We start from the raw sequence: 18,268 nt of genomic DNA, 5'->3' as shown, positions 1-18,268 counted from the left end.
CATGTTCGCCTATCGCTGCGATCATAACTAATGACTTTTCACACTTCGGCCCGCTCGCCATGATTCAGGTCCTTCAACACGAGCTGACGCCATGCGCCCTGGATCCCTCATGGTGCTAGCCCTGCTAGCCCCCACGCTGATCGCTCCGCCGGTCTTCGCCCAATCTGTACTGACCCGCGACAACGGCGCCAAGGTTGGCGACAACCAGAATTCGCAGACGGCAGGTGCCAACGGCCCGACCTTGCTGCAGGACGTGCAGCTGATCCAGAAGCTGCAGCGCTTCGATCGCGAGCGCATTCCCGAGCGCGTCGTGCATGCGCGCGGTACCGGTGTCAAAGGCGAGTTCACCGCCACTGCCGATCTGTCCACCCTGACCAAGGCCAAGGTATTCAGCGCCGGCGAAAAAACCCCGGTGTTCGTGCGCTTTTCGTCCGTTGTGCATGGCAATCACTCGCCTGAAACGCTGCGCGACCCGCACGGGTTCGCCACCAAGTTCTACACCAGCGAAGGCAACTGGGATCTGGTCGGCAACAACTTCCCCACCTTCTTCATCCGCGATGCGATCAAGTTCCCCGACATGGTCCACGCGTTCAAGCCAGACCCGCGCACCAATCTTGACGACGACTCGCGTCGCTTCGATTTCTTCTCGCACGTGCCCGAAGGCACGCGCACGCTGACCCTGCTGTATTCCAACGAAGGCACACCTGCCGGCTATCGCTTCATGGATGGCAACGGCGTGCACGCCTACAAGCTGGTCAACGCGCAGGGCGAAGTGCACTACGTCAAGTTCCATTGGAAGACGTTGCAGGGCATCAAGAACCTCGATCCCAAGCAGGTTGCCGCCGTCCAGTCCAAGGACTACAGCCACCTGACCAACGATCTGGTCGGCGCGATCAAGAAGGGCGACTACCCGAAGTGGGACCTGTATGTGCAGGTGCTCAAGCCGGAAGACCTGGCCAAGTTCGATTTCGACCCGCTCGATGCCACCAAGATCTGGCCGGACGTGCCGGAACAGAAGGTCGGCCAGATGGTGTTGAACAAGAACGTCGACAACTTCTTCCAGGAGACCGAGCAGGTCGCGATGGCCCCGGCCAATTTGGTGCCGGGTATCGAACCGTCTGAAGATCGCCTGTTGCAGGGCCGTATCTTCTCCTACGCCGACACCCAGTTGTATCGCATCGGTGCCAACGGCCTGAGCCTGCCGGTCAACCGTCCGCGCGTGGCCGTCAATAACGGCAACCAGGATGGTCAGGGCAACATCGGTCAGACCAGCAGTGGCGTGAACTACGAGCCGAGCCGCCTGGAGCCGCGTCCGCAGGACACCGCCGCGCGCTACAGCGAACTGCCGCTGTCCGGTACCACCCAGCAGGCCAAGATCACCCGCGAGCAGAACTTCAAGCAAGCCGGTGAGTTGTACCGCTCCTACGGCAAGAAGGATCGTGCAGATCTGGTGCAGAGCTTCGGCGAGTCGCTGTCCAACACCGACACCGAGAGCAAGCACATCATCCTGTCGTTCCTGTACAAAGCCGACCCGGAGTACGGCACCGGTGTGGCCCGTGTTGCCAAGGGCGACCTGGCCCGCGTCAAGCAGCTGGCCTCCAGCCTGCAGGACTGATCCATCCGACGGCATCGCGGCCACGCCGCGGTGCCGTCCCCGTCTTGGGAGAGCGATATGCGCACTCTGCTATTGATCATGCTGAGCGCCCTATGTGCGCCAGCCATCGCTGCCTCGCCGTCTGCCACGCCCGCAGCGACTACCCCATCCACGTCCAGCCCCGAGCAGATCAAGCTGCAGCTACGTGAGTACTTCTTCGATGCCGCGCGCGAAGGCCGCCAGGAGATGCTGGCCGAGTTCATCCGCTCGCATTACGACCTCAACGCCCGCGATGAGAAGGGCTATACCGCGCTGATCCTGGCCGCCTACCACGGCCAACGCCCGGCGGTGGAGCAGTTGCTGAGCGCAGGAGCCGACCCCTGCGCGCAGGACAAACGCGGCAACACTGCGCTGATGGGCGCGATCTTCAAAGGCGAGCTCGGCATCGCCAAGCGTCTGATGCAGGCCGATTGCGCCCCCGACCAACGCAACAACGCCGGCCAGACCGCGGCGATGTATGCAGCGCTGTTTCAGCGGACAGACGTGCTCAAGGACCTGGCCGCCAAGGGCGCAGACCTCAGCCTCAAGGATGGGCAGGGCAACGATGTGACCAAGCTGCAGCGTGGCGAATTCGCCACCGCCCCGGCACGCTGAGCGTGTTGGGTGGCGCGACCTGCGGCCGTGCATGCTCCGCGAGTTGCGCGCCTGCGTAAGCTGTTCTTGAGAGTGCGCCACAGGCTGGAGCGCGGACGATAGTCCGCAGCAACATGCGCCATGCGTGTTTTGCCATCACGCTACCAATGCTCCGAACGGTAGCGACCTTGGCGCGCGCAAGCGGCCAACAAGGCCATCGCCCAGCCACGGCCGCGAAGCCTTTCAGATCGTCGCGGCCGATGCCCCAATTCGGCATCGACCACGCGGACGCTGCATTAGCTCCGTAGCGTCAGCATCTACACGATCCTTGGTTGCTAGCGTTGTCAGCCAGTCGCAGGACGTTCGATAGCGCTCGATGGCCGCGCTCGGCACGCGGTCAACGCATGAGAGTACGTAGGCAGGTTTAGCGCAGCTCTCCAAATGATGGTGCAGCCGCCAGACGGCGCGCCCGTTGCTCAGTGCGGCGTGGCCATATTCGCCCACTCCGGCTCTGAGCGTGGCGTCTACGCCCACCTGACGACTGCCGGCCAGTGGTGTTAACCGCTCTTAGTCCCCGCGCTTGTTGCGGACAGACCACGAGTAGGGCATCCAGCCCAGAGCACCGACGCCTCCGAATGGCTCCGCATGGCACTTGCCACGATGTCTCACGGTTCCGGAAAGCGCGCAGACAAGCACGTCTTCGACCGGGCTGTTGCCTGCATCTGGCGGCTGCCCGGCGCGATCACCTTCGTGTGTCGCGCGCAAATCAGCAGGGCAACGACAGCACACGATCGTGACGTAAGCGACCTGGATGCGGCCACGCCAAACCGTGATGGCCATCCCGTCGGTTTTCCGCCGCGCCTGCGTTGGAAGTCTGGCGGCGGTGATGATTTTTCCGCCATCCCGTCAGGATATTTCTGACGTCGAAACCCTTGTGCGCCAAGGCTTTGACATAAAACTGAGCGCGCGCTGACTTGCTTGAAATTGGTTCGAAAAAAGCGCAAAAAACAGTTCAAGAACGAGCCAGGAACGCCGATGCTGAAGCTATCGCACCTTGGAACCCCCGGCCATGAAGCTCGATCCCTCTATCCCTTTCCTGATGTCCCTGCTCGCCATGGTGCTGTGCACCGCCACCGCCGTCGTCGCGCTGGTGTTCGGCCAGGTGCATGTACTGGCCACCTCGTGGAGCTTCTACGCGGTGATGGGCACGTCTCTGATCACCCTGGCTGCCTCTTACCACGCCCTCGGCAAGCCGCTGAGCGCAGAAGAGCGTGTGGGCTTCCGCAACCCGTAATCGCACCTACGTCCGGAAACGCGCGCAGCGTTACGCCAGTACCGGACCCAAGAAGTTGCGCGCGTCACTGACGATGCACCGCGTTCGCTCCACATAGGCGAACGCCGACAGACACCCCGCATCCTGCAGCGATGCCACCCGATAGCGCTCGTACTCGGCGTGCGAGGGACACGAAAACAGCGCCAACGCGATGTTGTTCGCCCTTTCCGACGGCAGAAAATAGCCGTGATGCTGACCGCCGAAGCGCGCCACCAGCGGGATCCACAACCGCGCGTCGTGTTCGAATTCGATCAGTTGGTAAGGGTCGATCACTTGGCGCAGCCGACAGGCGATCAGCCAGCGAGCCGGGCAGTCGAGGGGGCCGCAACGTGGTGTGCCGCACTGCCGCAGATTCATCGACGCCGGTGTAAGCTATTGATCCTGCTTCGCATTCCAATGGCCGCTCGCTGCGGCCAACCGTCGATGACCGCTTCTGCCGATCGCTACGCCGCCTCCTTGCGCCTGTCCGTTGCCCCGATGATGGATTGGACCGACCGGCATTGCCGGGTGTTCCACCGCCTGCTGGCGCCGTCCGCACGCTTGTATACCGAGATGGTGCATGCCAACGCGGTGATCCATGGTGATCGCACGCGGCTGATCGGGTTCGATCCGGTCGAGCACCCGCTGGCGCTGCAGCTCGGCGGCAGCGATCCGGCCCTGCTCGCGCAAGCAGCTGGCATCGCGCAGGAATGGGGCTATGACGAAATCAACCTCAACTGCGGCTGCCCGTCCGATCGCGTGCAGGCGGGGCGCTTCGGCGCCTGCCTGATGCGCGAACCGGCGCTGGTAGCAGAGTGTGTCGCCGCCATGTGCGCGGCCACCGATCTGCCGATCACGATCAAATGCCGCCTGGGCGTGGACGATGACGACGACTACGCCGTGTTCGCCCGCTTTGTCGATCAAGTCGTCGCAGCCGGCGCGGCGATGGTGGTAGTGCACGCCCGCAATGCCTGGCTCAAGGGTCTGTCGCCGAAGGAAAACCGCGAGGTGCCGCCGCTGCGCTACGACTGGGCGTATCGCCTCAAGCAGGAGCGTCCCAACGTGCCGGTGGTGCTCAATGGCGGCATCGCCGCCGTCGACGCCGCGCTGGCGCATCTGCAGCAGACCGATGGCGTGATGCTCGGTCGCGCCGCATATCACGACCCGTATGTCTTGCATCAGCTCGATGCCGCACTGACCCAACGCCCGGCGCAGTCGCGCGAGACGCTGCTACGGGCGCTGCGTCCCTACGTGGAGTCCCAACTGGAGCAGGGGCTGGCGCTGAAGCACATCACCCGGCACGTGCTGGGCCTGTTCCATGGGCAGCCGGGCGGGCGGGCGTTCCGTCAGGTGCTGAGCGAGGGCGCACATCGTCCGGGCGCTGGCTGGGAGCTGGTCGAGCAGGCATTGCAGCGAACCGACAGCCAGCTCTGGCGCGTCGTTGCCTGATTGGCCCGGCGCTTGCATTAGCTGAACAGGCAGGCCAGGACCGTTGTTGATCACGGTTTCGGAGTCCGTCATCGAGCGCGAAAGCCTTGCTGGCAGGGCGTCTGCTCCTTCGTGGCATTCATTTGGCTGAATGGCGTTAACACGAAGCTAAAAAGTTCAGATCGGATTCACCCCCAAAAATCAAGAATTTGGCTCAATTTACGGAACCCAGGCATTGTGTGATGCATGCTCGGTTTTACGAATTTTGAATGTTCCTGAACAACCCGCTAGGATCCAGTTGTGACCCATCCGCTCAGCCGCGTTCGCTCTGTCGCCCTGGTCGCCCTCTGGGGTGTCCTGGCCGCGCCGTCGGCGTGGGGTCAGGGGTATCCCATGGTGCAGGGTGGTCGCGAGGGCATGCCGGCATCGGCACGCGGCAATAGCCGCACCTTGTCGGACACCATTCGCCATGTGCAGCGGTCTACCGGTGGACAAATTTTGGCTGCCGAGCGTGTGCCGTACGATGGCGGCAACCTCAATCGGGTCAAGTACATGAAGAACGGGCGCGTCCACACCGTGGACGAGCTAGAGCAGCCGCAGGCCGCTCCACCGCCCAGCGCTGCCCCGCCCGATCCGCCAGCGCCACCACGCAGCGATAACCACTGAACGTAGATAGTTCTGCGTTCAGTCTCATAAATTCCCCGGCCGTTGGCCGATAACGTTACTAGGGAGAGTGCATGCGTATTCTTTTGGTCGAAGACGAAGCTCCGCTGCGCGAGACCCTTGCCGCGCGTCTGAAGCGTGAAGGCTTTGCGGTCGACGCTGCACAAGACGGCGAAGAAGGCCTGTACATGGGCCGCGAAGTGCCGTTCGACGTCGGCATCATCGACCTTGGCCTGCCCAAGATGTCGGGCATGGAGCTGATCAAGGCGCTGCGCGACGAAGGCAAGAAATTCCCGGTGTTGATCCTGACCGCGCGTTCGAGCTGGCAGGACAAGGTCGAAGGCCTCAAGCAGGGCGCCGACGATTATCTGGTCAAGCCGTTCCATGTCGAAGAGCTGCTGGCTCGCGTCAACGCGCTACTGCGCCGTGCCGCTGGCTGGAGCAAGCCCACGCTGGAATGTGGCCCGGTGGCACTGGATCTGGCGGCGCAGACGGTGAGCGTCAACGGCGCCAACGTTGATCTGACCAGCTATGAGTACAAGGTGCTCGAGTACCTGATGATGCATGCCGGCGAGTTGGTCTCCAAGGCCGACCTCACCGAACATATCTATCAGCAGGACTTCGATCGCGACTCCAACGTGCTCGAAGTGTTCATCGGTCGTCTGCGCAAGAAGCTCGATCCAGATGGTGAACTCAAGCCCATCGAGACCGTGCGTGGTCGGGGCTACCGCTTCGCCATCCCGCGTACCGAAGGCTGAGTCCGCGCGTCCGTAAACAGGAAGATCAGGTGCCGGGCCGCTCCAAGTGGTACAGACGTTGGCGGCCGCGCTCCCTGCAGGCCCGCCAGCTGTTGGCCGCCAGCCTCAGCTTGGTGGCCTTTCTGGCATTGGCGGGCTACGCGTTGGATGTCGCCTTTGCCGATACCGCCGAAAAGAATCTGCGTGAGCGGCTGAAGAACTACGCCTCTGCCTACGCCGCCAACATCGACTTTGTCCGCGACGGTTCGATCTACATCGGCGGCCAACCGCCCGACCCGCGCTTCGATGTGCCCGGTGGCGGCTTGTATGTGGAAGTCGTGCGTCCGGACGAAAGCTGGACCTCGATGTCGGCCGAAGGCCCGAACATTCCGCATGGCCGCATGCTGGAGCCGCGCCAGGAAGAATTCATCGGCCCGCTGGAGATGACCCAGATCGATGGCAGCCTGGGCCAGTTGTATCGCTATGGCCTGGGCGTTAGTTACGTCGAACGCGAACACGGCGGCGAGATTCCTTACACCATCTATGTGATGGAAGACGCGCGCTCGATGGGCGCGCAGCTGCGTGTTTTCCGTGGCGCGGTGTGGTTTTACCTCGGCAGTGCCGGCGTGGTGCTGTTGGTGCTGCAGGCGTTCATCCTGCAATGGAGCCTGCGCCCGCTGCGTCGTGTGATCAATGAATTGACCAAGGTGCAGCGCGGCGAAATTCAGCGCATGAGCGAGCAGCACCCGCGCGAGCTGGAGCCGCTGACCGATAGCATCAACGCCTTCATCGAGAGCGAGCGCGACAACCTGGAGCGCCAACGCAATACGCTGGCCGATCTGGCGCACAGCCTCAAGACGCCGATCGCGGTGCTGCGCACGCAGCTCGACAGTGGCGCCTCCGAGCACGATCTGCATAAAGAGATGGACGTGCAGCTGCGGCGTATGAACGATCTGGTGTCGTATCAGTTGGCGCGTGCGGCCTCCAGCGGTCACAAGTTGTTTGCCGCGCCATTGCCGATCGAGCCGTCCGCCGAAGAAATCGTGCGCGGGCTGGAGAAGGTGTATTCGATCAAGGGCGTGCTGTGCGAGTTCGACATTTCGCCGGATGCGCGCTTTCATGGCGAGCCAGGCGATCTGCAGGAGCTGCTCGGCAATCTGCTGGAAAACGGCTTTAAATGGGCGCGCAGCCGGGTGCTGCTGACCGCACAGCCGGGCCCGACCACCGGCAGCCGGCGTGCCGGCCTGATCCTGTCGGTGGAAGACGACGGCCCCGGCATTGCGCCGGAAGATGTCGCCAAGATTCTGCAGCGTGGTGTGCGTGGCGATGAGCGCGTGCAGGGGCATGGCATCGGCATGTCGATCGTGCAGGATCTGATCAAGGCCTACCGCGGTGAACTGCAGGTGGTGCGCTCGCAGGAACTGGGTGGCGCCCGCTTCGATGTGACCCTGCCTCCGGGTCTGTGACACGTCTGCGTGTCCGGATGAACCCGTTGGCAATGGCCTGCGCTGCTCCGACAACCGTTTAACGCCTCGAACGTTTGCTTGACCATACTGGTCCGGTTGCAGGTAGTTGCGATGGAGAGCCGCATGATCGAGCGCGTTGCACAGGTCTCTTGCGCGGAAACGCACCCTTTGCCACGGCGATGGCCGCGCAGGTGGCGCCTGGCGTTGCTGCTTGCCGGTGGTGCGGTTGCTGCCCTGGGCCACGCTGCCGAAGCGCCGTTGACGCCGACCCAGACGCGCTGGTTGCAACGTGCCACCTACGGTGTGGATGCCGATGGCGCCGCGCAGTTACAACGGCTTGGCCCCAAGCGCTATGGCGCATTGCTGCTCCAACCCAGTGACGACGCTGTGTTACCGGCACCGATCCGCGCGCAGCTGCAAGGCTTCGATGCACTGCACACCCCGCTGGAAACCTTGTTGACCCGCTACGAGGCCGACAAGATTCGGCTGCAAGCCATGCCCGACGGCGATGAGAAAGTCGCCTTGCGCAAGGACTGGCAAGCGCGCGGCGGACAGATGCTCACCCAGGCGCGTCAGGCGCAATTACTGCGCGCGGTGTACGCGCCGGATCAGCTACGCGAGCAGCTGGTGTGGTTCTGGCTCAATCACTTCAGCGTGTATGCCGACAAAGGCCGCGTGAAGTGGATGGCCGCCGATTACATGGAAAACGCGATCCGCCCTAACGCCACCGGCAAATTTGCGGATCTTGTTATGGCGACGCTGCAAAGTCCGGCGATGCTCGAGTATCTGGACAACGCCAAGAACGCCAAGGGCAAGGTCAACGAAAACTACGCGCGCGAACTGATGGAACTGCACACCCTCGGCGTGCATGGGGGTTACACCCAGCAGGACGTGCAGCAGCTGGCGTTGATCCTTACCGGCGCGGGCCTGGTGCCGATCAAGGCCGCAGGTGCGCCTCCTGTGCCAGCACCCGTGCGTGGCCAGCCGCAGGTGGTGCGCAAGGGAGTGTTCGAATTCAATCCGGCGCGCCATCAACCCGGCGACAAGGTGTTGTTGGGTCAGCCGATTGCCGGCGGTGGGCTGGATGAAATCGAACGCGCCGTGCAACTGTTGGTGCGCCAGCCCGCATGTGCGCGCTTCGTCTCGCAGCGCATGGCCGAGTACTTCGTCAGCGACACGCCGCCGCCGGCACTGGTCGCACGCATGGCCAGCACCTTCCAGCGCAGCGATGGCGATATCGCCAAGGTCATGCAGACCATGGTGAATTCTGCAGAGTTTGCACAGGTGCAACCGCGCAAGTTCAAGGACCCCAATCGCTTTGTGGTCTCGGCGATGCGGCTGGCCTATGACGACCAGCCCGTGATCAATGCCGGCCCGATGGCCAGTTGGGTACAGCAACTTGGCGAGCCGCTGTTCGGGCGTATCACCCCGGATGGGTGGTCGCTGCAATCGCAAGCCTGGACCAGCTCCGGGCAACTGGCGCGCAGGTTCGAGGTGGCGCGCGCGCTGGGCAGCGGGCCCAAGCAATTGTTCCGGCGCGATGGCGACAACGACACGCCGATTCCGCCGCTGACGCAGATCGACACGCGCGCGTCCTATCGCTGGATTGCGCCGTCGCTGGCGACAGGTACGCAGCAGGCGCTGGAGCAGGCGCGTTCGCCGGCGGAATGGAACGGGTTTCTGTTGGCGTCGCCGGACTTTAACTACCGCTGATTCATATCGCTGATTCACCGATGCTGATCACCGAGTGCGATGCAGGCATCGCTGTGGGAGTACACCATGCAACGACGTCAATTTTTGCTTGCTTCTGCCGCCGCCGCGAGTCTGCCTTGGGCCGGTCGCCTGTTTGCCGCGCCACGCGACAGTGCGCGCCTGCTGGTGGTGTTCTTGCGCGGCGGCTACGACAGCAACAATCTGTTGGTGCCGCATGGCAGCGATTTTTATTATCAGTCGCGGCCCACGCTGGCGATTGCGCGGCCGGATCCGGCCAATCCCGATAGCGCCATTGCGCTGGACGCGCAGTGGGGCCTCAACCCGGTGATGCGCGATGCCTTGCTGCCGTTGTGGCAACGCAATCAACTGGCGTTCGTGCCATTTGCCGGCACCGATGATGTGTCGCGCAGCCACTTCGAAACCCAGGACGATATCGAATCCGGGCAAGCCGGTAAGCACCGCGATTATCGTTCGGGGTTCATGGCGCGGCTGTCGGGTGTTCTCAGTGGCGTGCCGGCGATTGCCTTCACCGATTCGTTGCCGCTGACCTTCCAAGGCGGCGGCGATCTGCCCAACGTCTCGCTGCGGGGCATCGGCAAGGGCGGGTTGGATGCGCGTCAGTCGCAGATCCTGTCGCAGATGTACGACGCCACGCCATTGGCGGCGGCGGCGCGCGAAGGACTCGCGTTGCGCCAGCAGGTTACCGCGCAGTTGCGTGAGGAGATGGAGCAGGCCGGCCGTGGCGCCGCCAGCGCACGTACGTTTGCCGATGAAACCCGGCGCATGGCGAGCTTGATGCGCGAGCGGTATCGGCTGGGATTTGTGGATGTTGGCGGTTGGGACACGCATGCCAATCAGGGCAGCGTGGCAGGCGGGCTGGCCAACAACTTGCGCAATCTCGGCGAAGGGTTGGCCGCGTATGCCGATGCCTTGGGCCCGGCCTGGGACGACACCGTGGTGGTGGTGATTTCCGAATTCGGCCGCACCTTCCGCGAGAACGGCAGCAAGGGGACCGATCACGGGCATGGCACCACGTACTGGGTGCTGGGCGGCGGCGTGCGCGGCGGTCGCATCGCCGGCGAGCAGGTTGCAGTGGACCAAGCGCATCTGCTGCAGAATCGCGATTACCCGGTGCTCAGCAATTACCGCAGTTTGTTTGGTGGCGTGTTGCAGCGCTTGTGGGGTTTGTCGCCGACGCAGCTGGAACGCGTGTTTCCAGGCGCGACACCGCGCGATCTTGGCTTGGTGTGAGCGCGATCAATCGTGCCTGTTGCGTTCGTGTCGGGCCACTCAGCGTAGTGCGCGGTATCTGCACCTGCTGATCCGCGCGCTGCATCTTCCTGCATTGCTATGTGCGCGTGGCGACGACGGTGAGAGGCAAGCAGTTCGCCGCATCGTGGCGCCAACGTTAACCGTGCGCACACGCCCAAACACGATCAGATTCACGCGACCGACGCGATGCAAACCGCGTCGCGCATGCATTCAAACCATGACGCAATGATCGCGCAGCGCCATCAACGCGCCGCCTGCGACGCGAACGGCGACGGCCCGTACACGCTGACCAGATGCGCGGCGACCTCCGGCATCACCCGCTGCAGCACTTGCGGCGCCGAGAAGTGATATTCGCTGACCACCGCGAAAAATTCTTCCGGAGCCTCGGCTGCGTATGGGTCGATCTCGGTATCCTGGCCGGCATCCACGCGTTGGCAGAACGCAGCAAAGGCGTGCTGAAAATCGCGCGCCCAGCGGCGTTGCCGATCGCGCGGCAGTGGTGGCGTGCCGTCGAGCGCACCGTCCAGTGCATCGAGCTTGTGTGCCATCTCGTGCACGATCACGTTGCAGCCGGCCTGCGGGTCGTCCAGGTCTGCTTGCACATCGGCCCAGCTGACGATCAACGGACCTTGTTCCCAGGCCTCGCCGATCAAGGTGTCGTCCCAGGCATGCATTACGCCGGCCGCATCCATCTGGGTGCGCTGCACGCGGAAGGCGTCCGGGTACACGATCAGTTGCGACCAGCCACGCCATCCCGCTGCGCCGATTTCCAGCAGCGGCAGGCAGCAGGTGGCAGCCAGCAACACGTGGTCGTGCTGCTGCAGCTGCAATCCATCGACCGGCGAAATGGTTTTTTGGTCCAGGAACTGCGCGGTCAGCGCACGTAGACGTTGCCGGCGTTGCGCATCGAGCGCAGCAACCCAGGCGCAGCGGTCACACACCGGCTGCCAAAGCGCATCAGGAATCTCGAGCGGCGGCCGGCGCAGCCAGCGCGTCAACCACTGGATCAGCGGAACATGCCCGGCAGAAAACTGTGCCAGCGCGGCATCATGCGCATGCGGGGGAACAAACTGTCGCCATCGCTGCCACCACCGCCGGTTGCCGGCGCAGGCTTGTGTTGCGGCGCGCGCGCCGGTGCTGCCGCGTCGCCACTGGGGGTTCTGCCGCGTGCGGCCGAGTTGGTGCTGACGCAGCTCTCATGATCGCCGTCGACCAACTGGTCCGATGCCAGTGCGGCAAGCGGAGCCAACAAGAACAGCAGGCAAACAGTGAGTCGGCGCATCGTCCACATCCAGGGCAAGCGGCGTGAGTCGCCGATCATAACGCGGTTTTCACTCCCTCACGCAAGCCGCGCTGGGCGGTCGCGAAGGCTTGGCGCATACTTTCGCGGATCGATTTGGGAACCGTTGCCGTGGATGACCGCGCGTTGCTGGCCAAACTTGCGAGCGGCCGGCTGTCCGGCGATGCGTTGGCGCGCGATGCCGGGTTGACCCGTGCCGCCGTGTGGAAGCGCATCCAGAATTTGCGCGCTGCCGGTGTCGATATCGACGGACGGGCAGGCGATGGTTACCGCCTGGCCGCGCCGCTGGACCTGCTGGATGCCGCGCGGATTCGTGCCGCCATGGCAACCGACGCGGTGGCGGGCCTGGCCGCGCTGGAGGTGGCCTGGACACTGGAATCCACCAACACCACGCTGCTGGCGCGCCCAGCACCGGAACACGGCGTGTCTGTGTTGCTGGCCGAGCGTCAAACCGGCGGGCGCGGTCGCCGCGGCCGTCAGTGGACCTCGCCGCTGGCCGCACACATCTATCTGTCGGCATCGCGCCGTTTCAGCGGCGGGCTGGGTCAACTGGCCGGGCTGAGCCTGGCGGTCGGGGTGGCCGTGGCCGAAGCCCTGCGCGGGTGCGGGTTTGCCGATGTCGGTCTGAAGTGGCCCAACGACCTGCTGGCGCGCGAGCGCAAACTGGGCGGTCTGCTGATCGAAGGCGGCGGCGAGATGGCCGGCAATGCGCGTGCGGTGATCGGGCTGGGCTTGAACGTGCACATGCCGCCGGCCGCCGCCTCGGCGATCGATCAACCATGGGTGGATCTGGACACCCTGGCCGGGCGCGCGGTGTCGCGCGACAGCGTGGCGGCAGCGGTGCTGTCCAGCCTGCTGCCGGCACTGGATCTGTTCGAAGCGCAGGGGCTGGCCCCGTTTCTAGCGCGCTACGCGGCGCTGGATGTGCTGAGCGGGCGCACCGTGCAGGTTGAAGAAAGCGGCACCCTGCATCGTGGTGTGGCGCTTGGCCTGGCCGCCGATGGTGCATTGCGCGTGCAACTGGGCGAAACGGTGCGCCTGTTCCACTCCGGAGAAGTCAGCGTGAGACCTGCATGAGCGAGTGGTTGTTCGACCTGGGAAATTCGCGCTTCAAGTACGCCCCGCTGCACGGCAACCGTGCCGGCGACGTGCAGGCCTGGGCGCACGGTGCCGAGGCGATGGATGCGGCGGCGTTATCGGCGTTGCCGTCCGGGCGCATTGCGCACGTGGCCAGCGTGGCGGCGCCCGCATTGACGCAGCGGATGATCGCTTGCCTGCAGGAGCGTTTCGAGCAGGTCCGCATCGTGCGGACCGCAGCCGAATGCGCCGGCATCCGCATCGCCTATGCCGACCCGAGCCGCTTTGGGGTGGATCGTTTTCTGGCCTTGCTGGGTGCGCGTGGCGACGCACCAGTGCTGGTGGCCGGGGTGGGCACTGCGCTGACCATCGATGTGCTCGGTGCCGATGGGCAGCATCACGGCGGGCGGATCGCCGCCTCGCCCACCACCATGCGCGAAGCGCTGCATGCGCGTGCGGTGCAGTTGCCGGCCAGCGGAGGAGAGTATGTCGAGCTGGCCAACGACACCGACGATGCCTTGACCTCCGGCTGCGACGGCGCGGCGGTGGCGTTGATCGAGCGCAGCCTGCACCACGCGCAGCGCAGCCTGGGCGTGCCGGTGCGGCTGCTGGTGCACGGCGGCGGCGCGCCACCGCTGCTGCCGTTGTTGCCCGATGCCAGCTTCCGCGCGGCCTTGGTGCTGGATGGACTGGCGACCTGGGCGATGCATTCGTCCTCGCCGTAGAGCGTCTTGTGCGGGTTGGACGAGAGGCATTGGCCGCCGGCGGTGTGGAGCGGATGCGCTGTGGTGCCGGTGGGGCTGGCTCCGACATTCGGCAGCGGTGTGCTCGGCACACCAGCGTTGTAGAGCCCAGGCAGAGCTGCCTGGCGCACGCGCTGCCGAGGGCCAACGCACGGAAACGACCATCGGGGGCGCCGAGACTGCGTTGCGCGCCTTGCCCCGTCGCGGCACAGGACGCTTTGCACTCCCCCCAAGCCCCATGACACGCTCTAAAATCGGCGCATGTACGTACGCGCGCTCATCGTTGTCCTGATCATCCTCAATGCCGGGGTGGCACTGTGGTGGGCGTTGCAGCCACCGTCGGCGCCGCCGGCCGCACCACCGCAACCGCCCGGTGTTGCCCGATTGGACGTGCTGCCGATGCTGCCGACCAAGGCGACAGCAGCGGTGCCGCGTCCAGAAGTCACAGCCGCTGGAACGCCGGATGCGGGTGCAACGGTTGCATCCAATGCGCCGGCCCCTGCGCCGACTGCAGCGACGACGCCTGTGCCGAAGCCAGTGCCAGCGGTGGTCGAGACAGCACCCCGTCCGGCCGAGCCTGCAGCGGCAGCGAAGGCCGCTTCCCCATCGGTTGATCAAGCCACCGCCGCCGCAAAGCCTGCAGCAGTGCCGTCGCCGTCGCCGCCGGCCGCCCCGGAGCGCTGTGTCAGCGTCGGGCCGTATGCGGCACGCAACGATGCCGATGCAGCGCTGGCGCGCGTTCGCGGCCAGGCCAGCCGCGCCAGCGTGCGCGAGGACGCCGACGCCGGGATCAGCACGTTCCGGGTGATGTTGCCCAATGTGGGCGACCGCGCCACGGCGCAGGCCTTGGTCAAACGCATTGCTGCCGCCGGCATCGGCGACTATTACGTGATTGCCCAGGGCGAAGACAACACTGTTGCGCTGGGGCAGTATCAGAGCCGCGAGCGCGCCGAGCGGCGTCAGGCCAGTCTGGTGAGCGCGGGCTTTCCCGCGCAGTTGGTGCCCAGCGGCAGCGGCCAATCGCGCTGGTGGGTCGATATACGCAGTACGGCGACGGCCGCTGCGTTGCAGAGCGCCGCAAGCGCAACGCGGCAACGATCGCTAGATTGCTCCGCGCTGCGCTAGAATGCGCACCGGCGCGCAACGCGCCTGCCTTTGCCGGCATAGCTCAGTTGGTAGAGCAACCGCCTTGTAAGCGGTAGGTCCCCAGTTCGAATCCGGGTGCCGGCACCACGAAGGCCTTTCCGCTGTATCCCGGAAAGGCCCGCCCGCTGCCGGGTTTGGCGATCAGCTTCCCCAGAATGCGTCTTCCTGGACTTGATCGGCCGAGAACAGCCGGACTTCGACGATCTTGCCGTCTTCGATGCGCAGCAGATCCACGCCGGCCTGCTTGAGCGTCACGCCATTGGCCTGGCCGGAAAATTCCAGCGTGATGGCCACCCAGTCGCCGCTGGCCATGTAGTCATCGGCACGGCTGATGGCGAAGGTGCCGTTGGAGACCTCCATCATCTTGCCCAGCATCGGCCCGACGACCGCCATGCCGCGGTGGGTGCCGGAGAACTGATGGTTGCCGGGCTGGTGCCAGATCACGTCGGGCGAAATGAGGCTGCCCAGCGTTGCGTGGTCGCCGGTCTGGACCGAGGTGATGTAGGACTTGGCAGTGTCGATGTTGTTCATGGTGGTTTCCTTGGTTGGTTGAAATGTCAGCGTGTAAGGCCTGCAGGCGCGGGTGCCTGGTTGGCCGATCTTTAGTGGAAGTAAAGCGCGGTGCGGTCAGCGGTGATAGGTCAGGACATCAGACTTTGCTGGGCGCCGGGATGTAACGTGATCGACCAATTGACGTGCACGACGCGCCAGCGTCCTTCGATGTAGCGGAAGACCTGTGTCGAATTCCAGGGAGTACCCGGCTTCTCACCGCCCTGGCCGTCGCCGAGGATGTTCTGCAGGTTGTAGTGCAACACAGCCATGTCGCGGTTATCGCTGATCATTACCACCGGCTGGATATAGTCGTTGCGCAGGATCTTGAGCTTGCCCTCGAACACTTTGCGAAAGTAGGCCTCCACCGCCGCATGACCGTCCAGGCGCAGCGCGGTCAGGGGATCGAAATACGACACGTCGTCGCTGTAGACCTCCAGTGCGCCATCGACGTCGCCCTTGTTCCAGCGTTCGTTGATGCCGTTGTCCACGGCCAGGATGGCCTGGGTGATCTGTTCGATATCGGCGTGCATCGTCTGTCTTCTCAGGAAAGTAGGGGGCGTGCTGTGGGAGTGATTATTGGACTTGATTCGCCGACGCGAGCGGTCCAAAGTGGACGGCTAATGATCATTTCCGGACATCTTTCAACTGGCGCGGGCAGATGACCAGTTCCGGGCGCACCCGTTTTGCGAAGGCGCAGGCGAGGTCGCAGATCCTGCCGCTGGCCTATCACCCGCAGGGCCCCTATGGTCTCGACCTAGAAGTCTTCACGGTTGCCGATCTACGAACCCGTGCAACCCCGGAAGAAGTGCAGGCGACGCACCGTTACGGATTCCACACCTTGTTGTGCGTGACCCAGGGCGTGTGCACCCAGCTGATCGACTTCAAGGCGATCGCCTGCGAGCCAGGTTCGCTAGTGATCGTGCGGCCCGGCCAGGCGCACAGCTATGGCATCAAGGACGACTGGGATGGTTGGAACGTGATTTTCCGCCAGGAGTTCGTGCTGCCGGCAGCAACAACGCCGGGCGATCTGAAGCTCGCCTTCGACCTGGGCAAACTGCCGGATCATGTGCACCTCGGTTGCGATGACTTGAAGCGGCTGACCGATGTGATCGTGCAGATGCGCCAGGACACGCAGATGGAGGCGCCGCAAGAAGACGTGCACGCCCTGTTGCGTCATCAGCTGCATGCGTTGCTGACGCGGCTCAGCATTCTGCATGGCCGTACCCACGTGCGCGATGTTGCGGTGTCTGCGGCGCTGCGCCGCTTCCACCGGTTCCAGCAGCTTGTCGAAGACTATTTTGCCCAGTGGCATCAGGTTGCCGACTACGCCGATCGACTTGGGTGCACGGAAAAGAGCCTGGCGCGCGCAGTGCAAGCGGCGATGGGCACCACCGCAAAGACCTTCATTGCCGCACGGATCAATCTGGAAGCCAAGCGCCTGCTGGTGCACACATCCCTGCCGGTTGCCGCAATCGCCGAGGAACTAGGCTTCGACGAAGCGACCAACTTCAACAAGTTTTTCAGGCGGGAAGTGAGTTGCACGCCGTCGGAATTTCGGCGGCGGTATCGGGTTGCCGAGCGATAGCGACCGCCTGCATGCGACTGCGCAAAGAGCGGTGACCCGCCGCCATCTCCGCCATCGGGACGTGATGGCGCGACGCGTCTGATGCGGTAGCGGCTTCGTCGGGACACCTGACTGGCCGTGCCCTCAGCGCAACCGCGCTCCTCAATAAGCGGGCCGAGCTCCCGTATGCGGGTAAGTCGCGCGTAGCTCGCAGCTCGAAAACCGACATCGCGCAGCGGTGTTGCTGGCTGCGCGGGCGCGGTAGGACGCTTTGCAGGTCAGGCCGGGCGACCAGCCGAGAGCAGTTCCAGCACGGCCTTGCCGGCGTCGGACTGTGCGGCGTCGCCGCTCAAGCGTTCGGCAAGGGCTGCCACGACAATGGCATGGGTGTGCCGCAAGACGCTGTCTGCATCGGCGCTGGCGTCCACGACGTGTTTACCCGGCAATTGCAGCGCGGCGAAGATGGCGCGGCAGCGTTCCAGGTTGTCCTGGGTTTCGAAGTGGTTGGGTGCGTCGCCGCGGGCGCGGATGCGGGCCAGACCGGTGGGTGGCGGCAGGTCGAGCAGCAGCAGCACGTCCGGGCGCGGTGCGAAGGCATTGCGTTCCAGCAGATCGTCCAGCGGCAGGCCGGCCGCGCCCTGGTAGGCGACCATCGACGGAAAGTAGCGGTCCAGGATCACGATGTCGCCGCGCGCCAATGCGGGGGCGATCAGCGTGTCCACATGTTCGTGGCGGTCGCGGATCAGCAGCTCGGCTTCTTCGTCCGCGCTCAGGCGGCCGGTGGCGGCGGACTGACGCAGCTGGGTGCCCCAGGGGCCATTGGTCGGCTCCTTGCTCAGCACGACGCGTGCGCCGGCCGCTTCCAGTGCGTTGGCCAGGCTGCGAGCGAGGGTGGTCTTGCCGGCGCCGTCGATACCTTCGATCGCGATCAGCAAGCCGCCGGGCTTCAGTTCGATTGTCATCGCGCTACTTTATCCGATCATGGCAATGGATCCGTCGCTGGCGATCTTGCAGGGCGTTCGCCCTGCATTGCTGCGGGGCGCTGGGACACGCAATGGCAGGGCGTGG

The 18,268-nt window shown here is 64.5% G+C and carries 20 protein-coding genes and 1 tRNA gene; 15 read left to right on the top strand and 6 right to left on the bottom strand.

Annotated elements, in window-relative coordinates:
- The first annotated feature begins 109 nt into the window (after nt 1-109).
- From katB to ABQZ00_RS20835, 4 genes are all read left to right on the top strand, one after another.
- Nucleotides 110-1,615 carry a catalase KatB gene (katB, locus tag ABQZ00_RS20850; RefSeq protein ID WP_193552479.1) on the top strand — a complete coding sequence of 502 codons (1,506 nt, stop codon included), beginning with the start codon at nt 110-112 and terminating at the stop codon, nt 1,613-1,615.
- 57 nt (nt 1,616-1,672) lie between these two features.
- Nucleotides 1,673-2,248 (top strand): ankyrin repeat domain-containing protein, encoded by a 576-nt coding sequence (locus ABQZ00_RS20845; protein WP_055847175.1) that lies wholly within the window; start codon nt 1,673-1,675, stop codon nt 2,246-2,248.
- 624 nt (nt 2,249-2,872) lie between these two features.
- Nucleotides 2,873-3,148 (top strand): hypothetical protein, encoded by a 276-nt coding sequence (locus ABQZ00_RS20840; RefSeq protein ID WP_323538943.1) that lies wholly within the window; start codon nt 2,873-2,875, stop codon nt 3,146-3,148.
- Nucleotides 3,149-3,296: 148 nt separating this feature from the next.
- Complete coding sequence (locus ABQZ00_RS20835) at nt 3,297-3,521, top strand: hypothetical protein (protein ID WP_055847177.1); 225 nt, start codon at nt 3,297-3,299, stop codon at nt 3,519-3,521.
- 30 nt (nt 3,522-3,551) lie between these two features.
- On the opposite strand, the gene ABQZ00_RS20830 is transcribed toward ABQZ00_RS20835, so the two are convergent.
- Nucleotides 3,552-3,833, bottom strand: a complete 282-nt coding sequence (locus tag ABQZ00_RS20830) for an NIPSNAP family protein (RefSeq protein WP_323538942.1) — start codon at nt 3,831-3,833, stop codon at nt 3,552-3,554.
- 150 nt (nt 3,834-3,983) lie between these two features.
- Between ABQZ00_RS20830 and dusA the strand changes: the two genes are divergently transcribed.
- From dusA to ABQZ00_RS20800, 6 genes are all read left to right on the top strand, one after another.
- A complete protein-coding gene (dusA, locus tag ABQZ00_RS20825) occupies nt 3,984-4,988 on the top strand; it encodes a tRNA dihydrouridine(20/20a) synthase DusA (protein ID WP_323538941.1) in 1,005 nt (334 codons plus the stop codon).
- A 336-nt stretch (nt 4,989-5,324) separates the two neighbouring features.
- A complete protein-coding gene (locus ABQZ00_RS20820; protein WP_055850192.1) occupies nt 5,325-5,633 on the top strand; it encodes a hypothetical protein in 309 nt (102 codons plus the stop codon).
- A 71-nt stretch (nt 5,634-5,704) separates the two neighbouring features.
- A complete protein-coding gene (locus ABQZ00_RS20815) occupies nt 5,705-6,388 on the top strand; it encodes a response regulator transcription factor (protein ID WP_002808458.1) in 684 nt (227 codons plus the stop codon).
- A gap of 74 nt (nt 6,389-6,462) precedes the next feature.
- Nucleotides 6,463-7,833: an ATP-binding protein gene (locus ABQZ00_RS20810; protein ID WP_172797239.1), complete on the top strand. Its 1,371-nt coding sequence runs from the start codon at nt 6,463-6,465 to the stop codon at nt 7,831-7,833.
- Between the two features lie 123 nt (nt 7,834-7,956).
- Nucleotides 7,957-9,546 carry a DUF1800 domain-containing protein gene (locus tag ABQZ00_RS20805; protein ID WP_503064306.1) on the top strand — a complete coding sequence of 530 codons (1,590 nt, stop codon included), beginning with the start codon at nt 7,957-7,959 and terminating at the stop codon, nt 9,544-9,546.
- Between the two features lie 66 nt (nt 9,547-9,612).
- Nucleotides 9,613-10,797, top strand: a complete 1,185-nt coding sequence (locus ABQZ00_RS20800) for a DUF1501 domain-containing protein (RefSeq protein WP_323538940.1) — start codon at nt 9,613-9,615, stop codon at nt 10,795-10,797.
- Nucleotides 10,798-11,060: 263 nt separating this feature from the next.
- Here ABQZ00_RS20800 and ABQZ00_RS20795 read toward each other — a convergent pair whose 3' ends face one another.
- The gene (locus tag ABQZ00_RS20795; RefSeq protein WP_323538939.1) at nt 11,061-11,816 is read right to left on the bottom strand and encodes a M90 family metallopeptidase; all 756 of its coding nucleotides are present in this window, start codon (nt 11,814-11,816) and stop codon (nt 11,061-11,063) included.
- 8 nt (nt 11,817-11,824) lie between these two features.
- On the bottom strand, nt 11,825-12,139 hold the full coding sequence (locus tag ABQZ00_RS20790; protein WP_323538938.1) for a hypothetical protein: 315 nt from the start codon (nt 12,137-12,139) through the stop codon (nt 11,825-11,827).
- 90 nt (nt 12,140-12,229) lie between these two features.
- Here ABQZ00_RS20790 and birA point away from each other — a divergent pair, with 90 nt between their 5' ends.
- From birA to ABQZ00_RS20770, 4 genes are all read left to right on the top strand, one after another.
- Nucleotides 12,230-13,195 (top strand): bifunctional biotin--[acetyl-CoA-carboxylase] ligase/biotin operon repressor BirA, encoded by a 966-nt coding sequence (birA, locus tag ABQZ00_RS20785; protein ID WP_503064312.1) that lies wholly within the window; start codon nt 12,230-12,232, stop codon nt 13,193-13,195.
- A complete protein-coding gene (locus ABQZ00_RS20780) occupies nt 13,192-13,920 on the top strand; it encodes a type III pantothenate kinase (protein ID WP_323538936.1) in 729 nt (242 codons plus the stop codon). Before birA ends, ABQZ00_RS20780 begins: the two co-directional genes overlap by 4 nt.
- A 279-nt stretch (nt 13,921-14,199) precedes the next feature.
- Nucleotides 14,200-15,063 (top strand): SPOR domain-containing protein, encoded by an 864-nt coding sequence (locus tag ABQZ00_RS20775; protein ID WP_323538935.1) that lies wholly within the window; start codon nt 14,200-14,202, stop codon nt 15,061-15,063.
- 32 nt (nt 15,064-15,095) lie between these two features.
- Nucleotides 15,096-15,171 (top strand) — tRNA-Thr (locus ABQZ00_RS20770).
- 54 nt (nt 15,172-15,225) lie between these two features.
- On the opposite strand, the gene ABQZ00_RS20765 is transcribed toward ABQZ00_RS20770, so the two are convergent.
- Together ABQZ00_RS20765 and ABQZ00_RS20760 are read right to left on the bottom strand one after the other, a co-directional pair.
- Nucleotides 15,226-15,615 (bottom strand): nuclear transport factor 2 family protein, encoded by a 390-nt coding sequence (locus tag ABQZ00_RS20765; protein WP_055847206.1) that lies wholly within the window; start codon nt 15,613-15,615, stop codon nt 15,226-15,228.
- Nucleotides 15,616-15,725: 110 nt separating this feature from the next.
- On the bottom strand, nt 15,726-16,166 hold the full coding sequence (locus tag ABQZ00_RS20760; protein WP_323538934.1) for a YybH family protein: 441 nt from the start codon (nt 16,164-16,166) through the stop codon (nt 15,726-15,728).
- Nucleotides 16,167-16,294: 128 nt separating this feature from the next.
- Between ABQZ00_RS20760 and ABQZ00_RS20755 the strand changes: the two genes are divergently transcribed.
- Complete coding sequence (locus tag ABQZ00_RS20755; RefSeq protein WP_323538933.1) at nt 16,295-17,221, top strand: helix-turn-helix domain-containing protein; 927 nt, start codon at nt 16,295-16,297, stop codon at nt 17,219-17,221.
- 257 nt (nt 17,222-17,478) lie between these two features.
- On the opposite strand, the gene tmk is transcribed toward ABQZ00_RS20755, so the two are convergent.
- Entirely contained in the window at nt 17,479-18,162 is a 684-nt protein-coding gene (gene tmk / locus ABQZ00_RS20750; RefSeq protein WP_055847214.1) for a dTMP kinase, read from the bottom strand.
- Between the last annotated feature and the right edge of the window lie 106 nt (nt 18,163-18,268).

This window comes from Xanthomonas sp. WHRI 10204 (assembly GCF_040202875.1).
Classification (GTDB): Bacteria; Pseudomonadota; Gammaproteobacteria; order Xanthomonadales; family Xanthomonadaceae; genus Xanthomonas.
The sequence above is the reverse complement of the archived record's forward strand: the minus strand, read 5'-3'. Positions and strand labels throughout refer to the sequence as shown.

Coding starts and splice junctions, on each gene's coding strand:
- katB (WP_193552479.1), top strand. CDS start 110: ATGGTGCTAGCCCTGCTAGCCCCCACGCTGATCGCTCCGCCGGTCTTC.
- ABQZ00_RS20845 (WP_055847175.1), top strand. CDS start 1,673: ATGCGCACTCTGCTATTGATCATGCTGAGCGCCCTATGTGCGCCAGCC.
- ABQZ00_RS20840 (WP_323538943.1), top strand. CDS start 2,873: ATGGCACTTGCCACGATGTCTCACGGTTCCGGAAAGCGCGCAGACAAG.
- ABQZ00_RS20835 (WP_055847177.1), top strand. CDS start 3,297: ATGAAGCTCGATCCCTCTATCCCTTTCCTGATGTCCCTGCTCGCCATG.
- dusA (WP_323538941.1), top strand. CDS start 3,984: ATGACCGCTTCTGCCGATCGCTACGCCGCCTCCTTGCGCCTGTCCGTT.
- ABQZ00_RS20815 (WP_002808458.1), top strand. CDS start 5,705: ATGCGTATTCTTTTGGTCGAAGACGAAGCTCCGCTGCGCGAGACCCTT.
- ABQZ00_RS20805 (WP_503064306.1), top strand. CDS start 7,957: ATGATCGAGCGCGTTGCACAGGTCTCTTGCGCGGAAACGCACCCTTTG.
- ABQZ00_RS20800 (WP_323538940.1), top strand. CDS start 9,613: ATGCAACGACGTCAATTTTTGCTTGCTTCTGCCGCCGCCGCGAGTCTG.
- ABQZ00_RS20790 (WP_323538938.1), bottom strand. CDS start 12,139: ATGATCGGCGACTCACGCCGCTTGCCCTGGATGTGGACGATGCGCCGA.
- ABQZ00_RS20780 (WP_323538936.1), top strand. CDS start 13,192: ATGAGCGAGTGGTTGTTCGACCTGGGAAATTCGCGCTTCAAGTACGCC.
- ABQZ00_RS20775 (WP_323538935.1), top strand. CDS start 14,200: ATGTACGTACGCGCGCTCATCGTTGTCCTGATCATCCTCAATGCCGGG.
- ABQZ00_RS20765 (WP_055847206.1), bottom strand. CDS start 15,615: ATGAACAACATCGACACTGCCAAGTCCTACATCACCTCGGTCCAGACC.
- ABQZ00_RS20760 (WP_323538934.1), bottom strand. CDS start 16,166: ATGCACGCCGATATCGAACAGATCACCCAGGCCATCCTGGCCGTGGAC.
- ABQZ00_RS20755 (WP_323538933.1), top strand. CDS start 16,295: ATGACCAGTTCCGGGCGCACCCGTTTTGCGAAGGCGCAGGCGAGGTCG.
- tmk (WP_055847214.1), bottom strand. CDS start 18,162: ATGACAATCGAACTGAAGCCCGGCGGCTTGCTGATCGCGATCGAAGGT.